This is a genomic window from Sorangium sp. So ce363 (assembly GCF_051520435.1).
GTDB lineage: Bacteria > Myxococcota_A > Polyangia > Polyangiales > Polyangiaceae > Sorangium > Sorangium cellulosum_B.
In genome coordinates, this window is sequence record NZ_CP150333.1 from 5,967,640 (window position 1) to 5,982,165 (window position 14,526).

At 74.6% G+C, this 14,526-nt stretch carries 10 protein-coding genes; 8 read left to right on the forward strand and 2 right to left on the reverse strand.

Going from position 1 to position 14,526, the window contains the following annotated elements:
* Positions 1–111 precede the first annotated feature (111 nt).
* From WMF12_RS22310 to WMF12_RS22335, 6 genes are all read left to right on the forward strand, one after another.
* Positions 112–1,224 (forward strand): polyprenyl synthetase family protein, encoded by a 1,113-nt coding sequence (locus WMF12_RS22310; RefSeq protein ID WP_437873544.1) that lies wholly within the window; start codon positions 112–114, stop codon positions 1,222–1,224.
* Complete coding sequence (gene mvk / locus WMF12_RS22315) at positions 1,221–2,249, forward strand: mevalonate kinase (RefSeq protein WP_437873545.1); 1,029 nt, start codon at positions 1,221–1,223, stop codon at positions 2,247–2,249. The genes WMF12_RS22310 and mvk overlap by 4 nt, the downstream gene beginning before the upstream one ends.
* Positions 2,246–3,253, forward strand: a complete 1,008-nt coding sequence (mvaD, locus tag WMF12_RS22320; protein ID WP_437873546.1) for a diphosphomevalonate decarboxylase — start codon at positions 2,246–2,248, stop codon at positions 3,251–3,253. The genes mvk and mvaD overlap by 4 nt, the downstream gene beginning before the upstream one ends.
* Complete coding sequence (locus WMF12_RS22325) at positions 3,250–4,242, forward strand: hypothetical protein (RefSeq protein WP_437873547.1); 993 nt, start codon at positions 3,250–3,252, stop codon at positions 4,240–4,242. Before mvaD ends, WMF12_RS22325 begins: the two co-directional genes overlap by 4 nt.
* A gap of 530 nt (positions 4,243–4,772) precedes the next feature.
* Positions 4,773–5,660: a hypothetical protein gene (locus WMF12_RS22330; RefSeq protein WP_437554925.1), complete on the forward strand. Its 888-nt coding sequence runs from the start codon at positions 4,773–4,775 to the stop codon at positions 5,658–5,660.
* A gap of 104 nt (positions 5,661–5,764) precedes the next feature.
* Entirely contained in the window at positions 5,765–9,916 is a 4,152-nt protein-coding gene (locus tag WMF12_RS22335; protein WP_437873548.1) for a PAAR-like domain-containing protein, read from the forward strand.
* Between the two features lie 15 nt (positions 9,917–9,931).
* On the opposite strand, the gene WMF12_RS22340 is transcribed toward WMF12_RS22335, so the two are convergent.
* On the reverse strand, positions 9,932–10,870 hold the full coding sequence (locus WMF12_RS22340; RefSeq protein WP_437873549.1) for a hypothetical protein: 939 nt from the start codon (positions 10,868–10,870) through the stop codon (positions 9,932–9,934).
* Positions 10,871–10,961: 91 nt separating this feature from the next.
* On the opposite strand from WMF12_RS22340, the gene hisC reads away from it, so the two are divergent.
* Positions 10,962–12,053 carry a histidinol-phosphate transaminase gene (gene hisC, locus WMF12_RS22345; protein ID WP_437873550.1) on the forward strand — a complete coding sequence of 364 codons (1,092 nt, stop codon included), beginning with the start codon at positions 10,962–10,964 and terminating at the stop codon, positions 12,051–12,053.
* A complete protein-coding gene (locus WMF12_RS22350; RefSeq protein ID WP_437873551.1) occupies positions 12,044–13,270 on the forward strand; it encodes a tetratricopeptide repeat protein in 1,227 nt (408 codons plus the stop codon). Before hisC ends, WMF12_RS22350 begins: the two co-directional genes overlap by 10 nt.
* A 36-nt stretch (positions 13,271–13,306) precedes the next feature.
* On the opposite strand, the gene WMF12_RS22355 is transcribed toward WMF12_RS22350, so the two are convergent.
* On the reverse strand, positions 13,307–14,305 hold the full coding sequence (locus tag WMF12_RS22355) for a hypothetical protein (RefSeq protein WP_437873552.1): 999 nt from the start codon (positions 14,303–14,305) through the stop codon (positions 13,307–13,309).
* Positions 14,306–14,526: the final 221 nt, after the last annotated feature.

Below are 14,526 nucleotides of genomic sequence, written 5' to 3' on the forward strand. Positions count from 1 at the left end.
CGCATTGCACGACCCAAGCCACCTCGGCCGCGCCGCTCCGCGGCGCGACTCCCCGCGCTCTCGGCCGAGATTGACCGCCTCGCGTCCGGCTCCTAGGCTGCCGCGCATTCCATGACAGCGCACACGAAGGACGGAGAGAGCGCGCCCGGCGCCGGCGATCGGACGCTCGAAGGGACAGCGGATCCCGGCGCGCGCCTGTTCCTCGACTTTCTCTCCTCGATCCGCCCCCGCGTCGACGCCGCGCTCGATCAGCGCTGGCGCGACAAGGCGGCCTCCGTGCAGCGCTACGGCCGCGAGGTCGAGGCCATGGTCTCCGAGGCGCGGAGCCTCACCCTGCGCGGCGGCAAGCGGTTCCGCGCGGGGCTGCTCGTCGCCGCCTACCAGGGCGTCGCGCCGGACGCGCCGCTCGGCCCCGCGATCGACGCCGGCGTCGCGCTCGAGCTGCTCCAGACGTACCTGCTCATCCAGGACGACTGGATCGACGGCGACACCGTCCGGCGCGGAGACCGCACCGCCCACGTCGCGCTGACGGAGACGCTCGGCGATCCGCACCTCGGGGCGTCATCCGCGATCCTCGCGGGCGACCTCACCTGGAGCTTCGCGCTGAGCACGCTCGCGGGCGCGGACACGCCGCCGGCGACGACGCTCGCGGCCGTCCGGCTGTTCTGCGAGATGCACGAGGACGTCGTGATCGGGCAGCACCTTGACGTTGTCGGCCGGGCCGAGGACGTCGAGCAGATGCACGCGCTCAAGACCGGCAGCTACACGGTGCGCGGCCCGCTCGCGCTCGGCGCCACGCTGGCCGGCGCGCCGGCCGAGACCGTGGCGGCGCTCGAGCGGTTCGCGGCGCCCGTGGGCGTCGCCTTCCAGCTGCGCGACGACCTCCTCGGCACCTTCGGGAGCGCCGCCGCGACCGGCAAGCCGGTCGGCAACGACCTGCGCGCCGGCAAGCGCACCGCCGTGCTGGCCGCGGCCGAGGGGCGCCTCGACGCCGCGGGCCGGAGCGCCGTCGAGCGCGCGCTCGGCCGCAAGGAAGCGAGCGACGACGCCGTGGCGGCCGCGACGCTCGCGCTCGAGGCGTGCGGCGCGCGGCGCGCGGTCGAGGAGCGGCTCTCCGCCCTGTGCGGCGAGGCCGAGGTCCTCGCGCGCTCGCTGCCCGTGAGCGCATCGGCGCGGCAGATCCTGTGCGGGGCCGCGAGCGCGCTCCGGTGGACCGGCGCATGACCGAGGCGCTCGGCGAGGCGTCCGGCAAGGTCATCCTGCTCGGCGAGCACGCCGTCGTGTACGGGGCGCCCGCGCTCGCCGCCGGCATCGAGCGCGGCGCCCGCGCGCGGGCAACCCGCTGCTCCGGCGCGAGCGCCCTCCGGCTGGGCGGGCGCGAGCTCCGCGCGGCGCCGGCCGAGGAGGACGTCGCGCGGGCGTTCGCGGCGCTCCTCGGGGCGCTGCCCGACGTCGGCCCGGTGCGCGTCGAGGCCGAGAGCGATCTGCCGCCCGGCGGCGGCCTGGGCAGCTCGGCGGCGCTCGGGGTCGCGATCGCCCGGTCGGTGGCCGCGCTCGCACGCACGCCCGCGGCCGCCGCGCGGACCGCGTCCGAAAGCGCAACCGCCGTGCACACCGCGGCCGACGCCGCCGCCGTGACCGACGCCGCCGCCGCCTGGGAGCGCGTGTTCCACGGCAACCCGTCGGGCATCGACACGACGGCCGCGGCCCGCGGCGGCTGCTTCCGCTTCACCCGGGCGCACGGCGCCACCTCCGTCGCCCCGCGCGACGACCTGTGGCTCTGCGTGGGCTCGACCGGGGTGTCGTCGTCCACGCGCAGCATGGTCGAGCTCGTGGCGAGGCTCTTCGAGCGCAAGCCCACGCTGGCCGCGACGTCCATCGCGGGCATCACCGCGCTCGTCGAGAACGCGGCCCTCGCGATCGAGGCGGGCGACGCGGTCGCGCTCGGCCGGCTGATGGACCTGAACCAGATGCTCCTCGCCGGCATGTTCGTCTCGACCGAGGCGATCGAGGCCCTGTGCAAGCTCGCGCGCGAGGCCGGCGCGCTCGGCGCCAAGCTCACCGGCGCCGGCGGCGGCGGCTCGGTCATCGCGCTGCTCCCGCCGCCTCCACCGGGCGACGGCGGGGCGGAGGCGTCGAACGGCGCCGCGGACCGCGTGCTCGCCGCCTGGCGCGACGCGGGGTACAGCGGCTTCGTCACCCGGGTGAAGGCGGGCGTGACGAGGACGGAGCCACAGGAGCAAGCATGAGCGTCGTGAGCCGGGCGACCGCGATCGCCCATCCGAACATCGCCCTCGCGAAGTACTGGGGCAAGCGGGCCGATGGCCACAACCTGCCCGCCGTCCCGAGCCTCTCGGTGACGCTCGCCGGGATGGCGACGACGACCGAGGTCGCCTTCGACGCGTCGCTCGACCGCGACGAGCTCCACCTCGGCGGCGCGGCCTTGCCGCCGGACGCGGAGCCGACGCGCCGGGTCGCAGGGCTCCTCGACCGGGTCCGCGCCGCCTCGGGGCGGCGCGAGCGCGCCCGCGTGGTCAGCCGGAACGACTTCCCCACCGCGGCGGGCCTCGCCTCGAGCGCGTCGGCGTTCGCCGCGCTCGCGCTCGCCGCGAGCGCCGCCGCGGGCCTGCCCACCGCGCCCGCGCTGGTGAGCGATCTCGCGAGGAAGACCTCGGTCTCGGCCGCGCGGTCCGCGTTCGGCGGCTTCGTCGAGCTCCGCGCCGGCCGCCCCGGGGACGAGGCGCTCGCCGCGACGCCGCTCGCGCCCGAGGACCACTGGCCGCTCGCGGTCGTGATCGCGGTGACGCGCGAGGGCCCGAAGGACGTGGGCTCCAGCGACGGCATGCGGCACACCGCGATGACGAGCCCGTACTTCCCCGCGTGGGTGGACGCGGCGCCGTCGCTCTTCGACGCGGTCCGCGCCGCGGTCCTCGCGCGCGACCTCGCCGCGCTCGGCGCCGCGGCCGAGGCGAGCGCCCTGTGCATGCACGCCTCGAGCATCGCCGCCTCGCCGGGCCTGCTCTACTGGACCGGCGCCACCGTCGAGGTGATCGCCGCGGTGCGGAGGCTCCGCGCCCAGGGGACGCCGGCGTTCTTCACCATCGACGCCGGCCCGCACGTGAAGGTCTTCACGACGCCCGAGGCGCAGGCCGCCGTGGGCGCGGCGCTGCTCGCCGTCCCTGGCGTCCTCCGCACCATCACGGCGATCCCCGGCGGCGGAGCCCGCCTCGCGCCCTCGTCCGGGGGCGCGTGATCGTCCGGGCGCCTGGCAAGCTGGTCCTCTCGGGCGCCTACGCCGTGCTCGAGGGCGCGCCCGCGCTGGTGGCCGCCGTCGATCGGTACGTCCTCGCCGACCCGGCGCGACCCGCCGCGCTCGTCACCGAGGAGGTCCAGGCCGCGATCGACGCGGGCGCGCTCGACGTGGCGGCGTGGTTCGACGCGTCCGCGCTCCGCTCGGCGGAGCCGGAGCCGCCTCTGGCCTCGCCGGGCGCGCCGCCCCGCGAGGCGAGCCGCAAGCTGGGCCTCGGATCGAGCGCCGCCATCCTCGTCGCGACGCTCGCCGCGCGCGCCGCGGCGGCCTCGGAAGCGCGGGCGGCGCCGGCCGGCCAGCGCGCGCCCGCGTGGGACCCCCGCGCGCTCTTCCTCGACGCGCTCGCGGCGCACCGGCGCGCGCAGGGCGGCGGCAGCGGCGTGGACGTCGCGGCGAGCGTCTACGGCGGCGTGCTCTGCTGCCGGCTCGGGCCTGGCGGCGAGCTCGACGTGGCGCCGCACACCCTGCCGGGCGGCCTCGTCATCGAGGTCTTCGCCAGCGACGCCTCGGCGCGCACGAGCGCCATGCTCGAGCGCGTGCGCGCGCTCGCCGCCCGCGAGCCGGAGGCGCACCGCGCGCTGCTCGGCGCGGCCGCCGAGGGGGCGCGCGCCGCGGCCTTTGCCGCGGACGCCCGCGCGCTCGTGGCCGCGCTGGATCGGCAGGTCGACGCGCTCGCCGAGCTCGGCGACCGTTCGGGCGCGCCGATCGTCACCCCCGCGCTCAGGCGCCTCCGCCCCGCCGCGGCCGCCGAGGGAGCAGCGATCACGCCGAGCGGCGCGGGCGGAGGTGACGTCTCCCTCTTCGTCGGCGGCGCGCCGCCCTCGACGGCATGGCTTGCCGCGGCGCGTGAAGCCGGCCTCGAGCGCGTGCCGATGTCGCTCGGCGCCCCCGGCGTCCACGTGCTGGACGCAGCCCGTCCGCTCCCCGCCTGAGCGCGTCCCCTCGCCGATCGTGCGCCGCGCGGTGCCGGAGCGCTTGGCACGGAGCCCGCTCTGCTCGCTCCCGGATCGACCGCGGCGCTGCGCTCGGGCGACGCACCGCGGTCCTTCATGAGGCCTTCGGGACGCGAACAGCAGGGAAAGCATGGACTTCGTGGAGCCGGCGATGCTGCAGCGCCGCCGTGAAAGCTTGAGTTTTCATGGTGATACCGCCTGGACGGCCGATGAGCGCGGTGGGCGCCCGGTCCTCCAAGGCGGGCTCCGCGGGCAGGAGGCTGCCGGCGCGGGCTCGGCGGGCGTGACCTGCGTTCACAGCGCGCTGAGACGCATCGGCGCGGGGGCGCGCGCAGGCGCGCCGGACCGCCGACCGTCGGTCGCGGTCCGGCCGCGGGGGGTGGTGAACGGGGTGAGGTGGCACGAGGACCACAGGACCAGGTGAGGAGGGGGGCTCCATGACGACGTGCGATCGAGAGCTTTGCCGATTGGAGGATGTGCTTGGCGCCAGCATGGCCGAGTCGAGGGCCATGCTGGCAGCGTTCGGCGTCCAGGTCGCACCGCTGCGGAGGCGCACCGCGAGCACGTACCTGGGGCGGGTGCTGGTCCACCCGTACAACCTGCTCGTCGTGGGGAGCGCGCTCCTCCTGAGCTTCATCGGCTGGAGCCCGCTGCTCCTGCTGCTCGGGCTCGGGGCGGAGCTCGTGATCCTGTGCGTCGTCCCCTGGCGCGGCTTCTTCCGGCGCAGCATCGACGCGCAGCTCGACGAGGTGGATCGGGCGGCCTGGTCGAGGGCGCGCGAGTCGTTGATCCGGCAGATGGACATCCGGCACCAGCAGGAGCTCGCACGCCTCGACCGGCTGATCGATCGCACCCGCGAGAACATCCGACGCCGCGGCGGATCGATCCCGCCCCTGCTCGACGAGGGCTTCGGCCTGAGCCGCCTCATCATGAGCTACATCCGCCTCGCGATCGCGCACAAGGCCGGCCAGGAGTCGCTCGCGATGACCAACCACGGCGAGCTCATGGACACGATCCGCTCGCTCGAGGCGGTCCGGAGCACGTCCGCGGGGCGGACCCGCGGGCTGTCCGAGCGGCGCCTCTCGATCGCCTACCGGCGCGCCGAGTGCTGGAGCCAGACCCGCGACGGGCTGGAGGTCGTGTCGCAGAAGCTCGCCACGATCCTGGAGCTCATCCAGCTCATGCACGAGCAGTCGATGACGCCCGTGGATTCGCCCGCGACGTGCGTGGAGATCGACCGGTTCATGCGCGAGCTCGACGATCTCGACAACGGCGAGAGCACGCAGCGCGAGCTCGCGGAGCTCGACATGGACATGGACAGGGCGTTCGAGCTCGAGGAGCTCGAGACCGAGCACATCCAGCACAGCCGCCCCCCGATGCGCCTCGTCGCGCGTTGATCCCGCGCGTGACGCCTTGATCCCGCCGTCGCGCCGCGTGGCGCGCTGAGGACGTGCTCGCCGTTGCGGACGCCTTCAGGGGCGTGAGAGCATCCTTACCCACCATGGGTAAGGTCACCGCCCTCCATATGGACACCATCACCGAGAAATCCGGTCACCAGATGACCGGTATGGCGGTGAGCGTGTGTCTGACCCCGGCCGCGCCCAGCCCGTTGCCGATCCCCTACCCCACCATGGGCACGGTCTCGGAGGGGATCATCGACCCGTGCATGCGCACGAAGATCGAGGGCGCGAAGATCCTCACGGTCGGCGGCTGCATGAAGGCGTGCCACGGCAACGAGCCTGGCACGCTCAAGGAGGTGGTCAGCCTCAACACCGGCGGGCCTTGCTTCCCGTGGCTCGGCGCGCCGAACGTCATCATCGAGCTCGGCATGGCCGGCATCACCGGCAGCATGGGCCAGATGAACAAGAGCATCACCGTCGGCGCCGGCGCCAGCGCGAGCGGCGCAGGCGGCGGCGGCGGCGGCGGAGGGGGCGGCGGCGGCGGCGCCGGGGGCCCGCCCGGGGGCAGCCCGCAAGGCGGCGGCAACGGCGGCGGAGGCGGCGGCGGGAGCAACAGCGGCGCCGCGCCGCCGAGCCCCCCGGCGCCGCCGGGCGCCGAGGGCCAGGCGGCCGCGGGCCATCCGATCGATGTCGTGACCGGGACGCTGTTCACGATCCCGGCGGCCGACTTCACGCTCACCGGGTTCCTCTGGGTCCAGTGGATCCGCACTTACAGCACCTCGGCCGTGCGCCACCGCTGCGGCCTCGGGTGGGGCTGGTCGCACAGCCTCGCCTGGCGCGCCGAGCGCAACGGCGATCACCTCGTCCTCGTCGACGACCAGCAGCGCCGCACCGAGATGCGGCTGCCCGCGGCCGGTGAAGCGCTGCTCCTCCCCCACGGCCGGAAGGTGCACCTCGACGGGGACGCGATCGTCGTCGACCTCGGCGACGACCTCGTGCGGGTCCTCCGGCCCACCGCGGATCCGCGGGCGTACGCGCTCGCCGAGCTGCGCGACGCCTTCGGCAACGCGGCCACGATCGAGTGGGATCAGGACGAGGTCGTTGCGATCACCGACTCGGTCGGCCGCCGCGCGGAGGTCTCCCGCGACGGGAACCTGCGCATCTGGTCCGTCGCCGTCGCGGATGAGGGCGGCAAGGAGCACCGCCGGCGCCTCGTGACCTACGAGCTCGACGGGCGCGGAGACCTCGTCCGGGTGATCGACGTGGGCGGCGCGGAGACCCGGTTCAGCTACGACGACGAGCACTACCTGCGCTCGGAGACGCGGGCCGACGGCGTCGTCTTCCATTTCGTGTACCAGGACGCGGGCGGCGAGCGGCGCTGCGTGGAGACCTGGGGTGAGCTGCCCGGCGGCGACCTCCTCGCCGCGCTCGGCGCCCCCGAGGCGCACGTGGCCGGCGGTCCCCGCGGCATCTTCCACACGCGCGTCGCGTACGGGCCCGAGCCTCACCAGACGACGGTGACGGACGCGCTCGGCCATGTGCATCGCTACCAGGGCAACGCGCTCGGGCTCGTCGAGCGCTACGTCGACCCGCGCGGCTACGCCATGCTGTTCACGTACGACGGGGTCGGGCGCCTCATCGCCGTCACCGATGGCGCCGGGGCCACGCAGCGACGCCGCCACGATCTCGCCGGGCGGCTGATCTCCATCAGCGACGGCGGCGGCACGGTCCGGTACCAGACGGACGAGGAGCGGCAGGGCGTCACCACCATCGCCCCGAACGGCCACCGCTCCACCGAGCGGCGCAGCCGGGGGCGCGCCGTCGAGATCGAGGACGCGCGCGGCAAGACGACGGCCGAGTACGACGCGCGCGGCAAGAACACGAAGATCACGTACCCGAGCGGCCTCGTCGACACGCTCGAGTACGACGCGCACGGCAACCTCGTCCGCTACGCCCAGGGGGAGCGCGTGTGGACCTACGTGTACGATCTCCTCGGCATGCCGGTGCGCATCGAGTCGCCCGGCGGCGCGGTGACGTCGCTCCAGTACGACTCCTCGGGCAACATCGTCTGCGCCGTGGGGCCGAGCGGGCAGCGCACCGAGCACGCCTTCGACGGGCTCGGGCTGTGCACGGCGACCTCGTACCCCGGCGGCGGCCGCGCGCACTACCGCTACGTGGCCAGCGCGCTCGTCGAGCAGGTGCTGCCGGACGGCTCGCGCTGGACCATGGGCTACGACGCGCTCCTCCGGCTGAGCTGGATGCAGAACGCCGCGGGCGAGCGGCGCTCGTTCGAGTACGACGCGGTCGGCAACCTCGTCCGCGAGACGACGTTCACGGGGCTCCAGTACCGCTACGAGTACGACGGCGCGGACCGGCTCGTGTCGATCCTCCGCCCCGACGAGTCGATCGTGCGGCTCTCGCGCGACGGCGCGGGCAACGTCGTCTCGCGGGAGTACTCGTCGGGCCTCATCGAGCGCTTCGAGTACGACGCCCTGGGGCGCGTCGCGCGCGCGACGAACGGCGCCTGCACGACGGAGCTCGCGTACGACGATCGCGGCGCGATCCTGCGGGACACCCAGACGTGCGGCGGCTTCAAGTTCGTCACGAGCTACGACTACGACGAGGGCGGCCAGCTCGTGGCGCGCCGGTACTCGTCCGGCTGGCGCGTGGCGCTGGAGCACGACGCGTACGGGCGGGTCGCCGCGATGGGCGTCGGCCATCCCGACGCCGCCGAGCGCTTCGTCTTCGAGCGCGACGAGCAGGACGGCGAGCGCGCCCGCCGGCGCGACGGTGGCGTCGGCGCCATCCTGACCCGGCGCAACGCCGAAGGCTTCCCCGTGGAGATCCAGGTGGAGGGCGCGTCGGGCGACGTCGTCCGCTCCCGCGCCTACCGCTGGCACCCGGTCGGGGCGCTGGCCGCCGTGATCGACAGCGAGCGCGGCGAGCGCCGCTACGAGCTCGACGCGCACGGGCGGCCCGTGGACGTCCGCGGGCTCAGCGCGACCGAGGCCTTCTCCTACTCGCCGCACGGCACGGCGATCGCGCGGGGTGAAGCGTCGGTCGGCGCCGGCGGAAGGCCGCGCGCGGCGGGCGATCAGGTCCTGACCTGGGACCGGCTTGGCCGGCTCTCGGGCCGGGACGCGCCCGATCCACAGCGCACGTGGCGGTATGCCTTCGACGAGAACGATCGGCTGACCGAGGCCGTGCGCGGCGACGGGCTGAAGATCCAGTACATCTACGACGCGCTCGGCCGCCGCGTGGCCGAGATCGTCGGCCAGGGGAGCACGTGGTTCGGCTGGGACGGCGACAGCATCGTCGAGGAGCGCTCCTCGGGCGGGCAGGTCACGCGCCGTGTCTTCGACGCGTCAGGTCACATGCCGCTGCTCGAGTCGCAGGGCGGCGCGGGCTTCCGCCTCGTGGCGACCGACGCCGCGGGGACGCCGTGGCTCACCCTCGACGCGGCCGGCGAGATCACCGAGATCGATCTCACCACCTGGGGCGAGGTCGCCCACAAGCGCGGCGAGCCGGGCGCGCTCCGCTTCGCCGGGCAGCGCGCCGACGAGCTCACCGGCCTCCACTACAACCGGTACCGCTACTACGCGCCCGACCTGCGCGTGTTCATCTCGCCGGATCCCATCGGCCTCTCGGGCTCGCTGCAGGAGATCGGCTTCGTCCCGAACCCGACGCTCTTCATCGACCCGCTCGGGCTGCTCACGATCATCACGGCCTCGAACGATCCCAAGCTCCACAACGCGTACTACTCGCAGTACGCGGCGAAGTACCCGGGCGCGACGATCCTCAAGCCGAACCAGGTCGTGCCTGGCAGCCTCAAGGGCGAGACGGATGTCGTCGTCGACACCCACGGCTGGCCGGGCAGCGTCGAGTGGGCGGGGAAGAAGATCTCGGGGGCCCAGCTCGCGGACAAGCTGAACGCCGCCGGGTTCAACGGGAAAATGCCCGGAGCGCGCGTGGACGTCGTCACGTGCAACGGCGGGACGAAGCCGAATTTCATGGGCCGCAGCGTCGCCCAGGCGGTCGCGGACCGGACCGGCGCGACCACGTCCGGCGCGACCGCGAAGGGCGTCCCCGGCGTGGCCTCCGCCGGGGCGATGGGCAACGCGGGCGCCTCCGGCCTGGTCAGCGGAATGCCCACCGGCCTCGGATCTGGCAACGCCCCGGGCAACCTGCACGTCAACGGCGGCGGTCACCTGATCAAGGACATCAAACCGCGCTGGTACACGTTCGGGCAGTGACGGGCGGCCCGCCGCTCAGGGCGCGCCGGCGGTCGCGCCCTCAAGCGCCTCCGGCGACCCGATCCAGGCGGCGAGCCGCACCTCGTCCTGCGGCGGCGCACCCAGGACGACGACGAGGAACGGGCCGTCGCACACGAAGTAGCGCTCGTACATATCGCCGCGCCCGAGGGTGAGCGGCCCGGGCTCGGTCGGCGGGAGCGCGTCCCAGCCCAGGCGGAAGCGGACGGCGTGGAGGGCGTCTCCGATCCGGCGCCCCTCGCCGCCCGCGAGCGGCTTGCCGACGAGCTCCTCGTGCACACGGGCCGCGCACAGGTCGAGCGGGGGGATCTTCAGCGCACAGCGCCGGTCGAAAGGCTTCACGCCGAACCATCTCCCCAGCCAGCCCCTCGGCCTCCGCGCCGTCGCGACGACCTCCGCGACGGCGGCCCCGAGCGTCTCGGGGCGCGGGCACCGCGCGACAACCACGCGCTCATCCCCCTTGGCCTCGATCTCGATCACGAAGTCGTCGGGGCCGCTGTGGCGATGCACCGTCAGCTGCGCCGCGGCCCGCGACCACGTCGCGTCGTCGACGTCGTTCCAGAGCCCGAACGCAGGCAGGACGCGCTCGCCGAAGAGGACGCCTTCACGCCGGCTGGCGAAGGGCGCTGCGAACGACGGGCGCACGAACGAGAACGCGTACGCCCCGAGGGCGTCTCCGGGCGCGCTCTCCGGCAGCGCGCCCTCAGGCAGCGGCCCGAATCTGCGCGCGCCCTCCTGCGCCACCTCCCGGAGCGCTTCTGCTACGGCGCCGACGCGCGCGACCGACCAGGGCGACCCAGCGGCGCGCGGCATGGCGGACGCCTCCCCCGCTCGCTCCTCCAGAGGGAAATCCGGCGAGAAGATCAGGGTCTGGTCTGGAGCGACGGGGGACAACAGCGACGGCACGAGCACGGTCGCGCGGCTCATCGTGGGCATGAGGTCCTCTGGTCCTGGAAGGAGGCGGGTAGTATAGCGCTCTCTTCCGCCTACCCTCATCGCCGCGCCCGCGACGACCGTGGACCGAGCCATGCCGCTGCCCGATTTCCTCCCTGCGCTGCTTCGTCCGGAGCTCGCCGAGCTCCACGCCTACACCCCGGTCGCGGGGCACTTCCCTGTGCGCCTCGACGCCAACGAGAGCCCGCCGCTGCTCTCGACCGAGGCGCGGGTGGCCCTCGCGCGCGCCGCGGCGCCCGAGGACTGGGGCCGCTACCCCGACGCGCGCGCCCTCGATCTCCGCGAGGCCATCGCCGCCCACTGCGGCGCCGAGCCCGACGAGATCCTGGCCGGCGTCGGCTCCGACGAGGTGATCTCGATCGTGCTCACCGCGCTCAGCCGCCCGCGGCAGGGCGCGGACGCGGCGAGCGTCGTCACGGTCAGCCCCACCTTCGTCATGTACAAGCTGAGCGCGCGCGCGCGCGGGATGCGCGTCGTCGAGGTCCCGCTCGACGCCGGCTGGGATCTCGACGTGGCGGGCCTCGGTCGCGCCGTCGATTTCGCGCGCCCCAACGTCGTCTTCATCGCCTCGCCGAACAACCCGACGGGCGCGCTCATGTCGGAGGACCGCCTCGAGGCGGTCGTCGCCGCGGCGAGGGACGCCCTCGTGATCGTCGACGAGGCGTACATCGACTTTGCCCCGCGCGACCAGCTCGCCCTCCTGCGCAAGCACCCGAACGTCGCCGTGCTGAGGACGCTCTCGAAGATCGGCCTCGCGTCGCTGCGGATCGGCTGGCTCATCGGCGCCCGGGAGCTCGTGGCCGAGCTCGACAAGGTCCGCCAGCCCTACAACCTGCCCACCCCGTCGCAGCGCGCGGCCGCCTTCGCCCTGCGGGAGCTCGGCGGCGAGCTCCGCCGCGCCGCCGCCGCCGTGACGGCCGAGCGCGAGCGCCTCGCGGCCGGGCTCGCCGAGCTCGGCCTCTCGGTCGCGCCGAGCCACGCCAATTTTGTCTGGATCGGCACGCGCCGCCCTGCCGGCGAGGTCTTCGAGGCGCTCGCGGCGCGCGGCGTCCTCGTGCGCAGCTTCCACGCGGCGGGCGGGCGCCTCGCGCACCGGCTCCGCATCACCGTCGGCCTCCCGGAGGAGAACGATCACCTCCTCGCCGAGATCGCCGCGTGCGCGTAGCCGTGCCGCTCTCCGCCGCGCGGCGCGCGCCGCGTGTGTTCCTCGCGACGTTCGCGGAGATCGCGGCGCCCGCGGCGTTGACGGCGTTGACGGCGTTGACGGCGTTGACGGCGTTGACGGCGTTGACGTCCATTGCCGGCTGCGCCGCGCCCCGGGTCGCGCGCTCGATCGACGGCCAGATCATCGAGGGTCGTTACATCGCGGCGCACGCCTATGCGCTGTATGCGATCGGCGCCGAGGCCGAGGCGCGCGGCGATCTCGCGACGGCGCTGGAGGCGTACGAGCTGGCGGAGGACGGAGACCCCGACAGCGCGGACATCTGGACTCGTATCGGGTCCGTGCGCTGCCGGCTCGGGCGCGGGGAGGCGGCGGGCGCCGCCTTCGAGCGCGCCCGCGCGATCGAGCCCGACTACGAGCCGGCCTACCGCGAGCAGGCGCGCTGCGATCTCTCGGCGGGGCGGCTCGAGGCGGCGCTCGGGCGGATCGATCGGGCGATCCTGCTCGATCCGGATCGTGACGACGGCGCCCTGCTCCGGGCCGAGATCCTGCGGCGGCTGGGCCGCACGGACGACGCGCGCCTCGCCTTGCGGGCGCTCGTGGTGCGGCGCCCCTGGTCGACGGAGGCGTGGCGCGCGCTGCACGCGGCGGCCGTCGAGGCGGGCGATCGCGCGGTGGCCGAGCAGGCTGCGCGGCGCCTGCGGGAGCTGGCTGCGCCGGGGGCAGCCGTCCTGGGGCGGCGGATGCCGCCAGGGGGGCAGCTGGCCGAGGTCGACGAGGCGCTCGTCCTGGGCCAGCTGCGCCGCGCCCGCCGCCTGGCGCGCGACGCGGATCTGACGCCCGCCGAGGTCGCGGTGCGCGCGGCCGCGCTGGGCCGCCTCGGCGAGGCCCGCGAGCAGGCCGAGCTCGTCTCGGCGGCCGATCCGGCGAGCGCCGAGGCGCTCGTGGCGCTCGCGGTGGCGGCCGATCTGAGCGGCGATCTCGACGCGCTGACCCGGGCCTGCGACGCCCTCGACCTGTCCGCGGCGGCGGGCGGCCCCACGGTGGCCCCCTCGCGGCTCGCCCGGCTCCTCTTTGCCGAGCTGCTCTTCCGTCGCGTCGGCCGCGACGCCGCGCTCACCTGGCTCGGCCCGCCGCCCCCCGCGCCCGTCGCCGGGGATGCGCTGTCCCAGGAGGTCGAGCGGCGCGTCCACCGGGAACTCGCGGGCGCCGCGCCTTGATCGGCGCGGCGCGGGCGCGTGCCCCCGCCCTGTGGCTCAAGGTGAGGGCTTGGTGTGCGGCTTCTCGTTGTACTTCTTGAGGTCGAAGTTGAGCTCGAAATCGAGCGTGTTCTCGCCCTCCTTGATCTCGATCTCCCTCTTCACGTCCTGATCGATGGCCGGCAGCAGGGCGGCGGTGAGCGCCTTGCCCACGGGGATGCCCTTGATCTCGTACTTGCCGTCGAGCCCGGTCACGTCGTGTGTCGCGAACTTGAGCACGAAGACCTCGGCCTTGAGGAACGGCTTCGGCAGCTTGTCCACGAGGTGGTAGTAGCCTGGCTGCGGCGGGTAGAACTTCACCGGGTCGCCCTGCGGCACGGCGACGAGGACCGCCATGAAGGGGGCGCCCTCGAGGTTCGGCATGTACGGCTCCAGCGGATCGAGGTTCGCGACCTCGAGCCGCTGGCCATAGGACATGACCACGGTCCGCTTCGAGAACGCGCACCCGTGGATGGTCACCTTCTCCGCCTCTTCGCGTTCCGGCACGTAGCCGCTGTAGTTCACGACGGTGACGAGCGCGTCGGCGACCCCGTTCTGCTGTCCGACGCGAAACAGCCGCCCGTAGGTCGCGGCGGCCTCACCGCACTTGCCAATCGGGAAGCTGAGCCCTGTATCGGGCGGCGGGTCGCCCTTGATGGTGACGCGTCCTCGCAGCGTCCCCGTGGGCCCGCTGTACGGCGCCTGTCGCTTCGGGTTCATCACCTTCGCGACGTCCTCGGAGGTCAGCGAGAGCGCGTGCGCCTCGCCCGCCCCGGCCTGCGCGCTCGCCGCAGCGCCGGCGCTCGCGCCCCCCGCGGCCACCGGCGCAGCGCTCCCGGCCACCGGCGCAGCGCTCCCGGCCACCGGCGCCGCGCTCCCCGCCGGAGTACCGCTCCCCGCGGTCGCGCCGCTGCTCGCGTTCCCTCCCTGACACCCGAGCGCTCCGAGCAGCGCGACGCACGCCGCACGCATCCATCCATCCCCCGCTCTTCTCTGCAGCTTCTCGCCGGTTCGCATCGGCGCCGACTTTAGCAACTCGCGCGCCCCGCGCAGCACCGCGGTTTCACGGCCGAACGAAGCGCGAGCGCCTCGAGCGCCAGCACTCCGTTGCCATACGAGTTGGCAGCGCTCCTCCAGACCTGCACCCGCGTTGCCGAGCGGGGGTTCACCCGCACAGGAGACGGGCCCACATCGGCGTTTTCGGCGCGCAGGCGTACTCCAGTACGCCGAGCACCGAA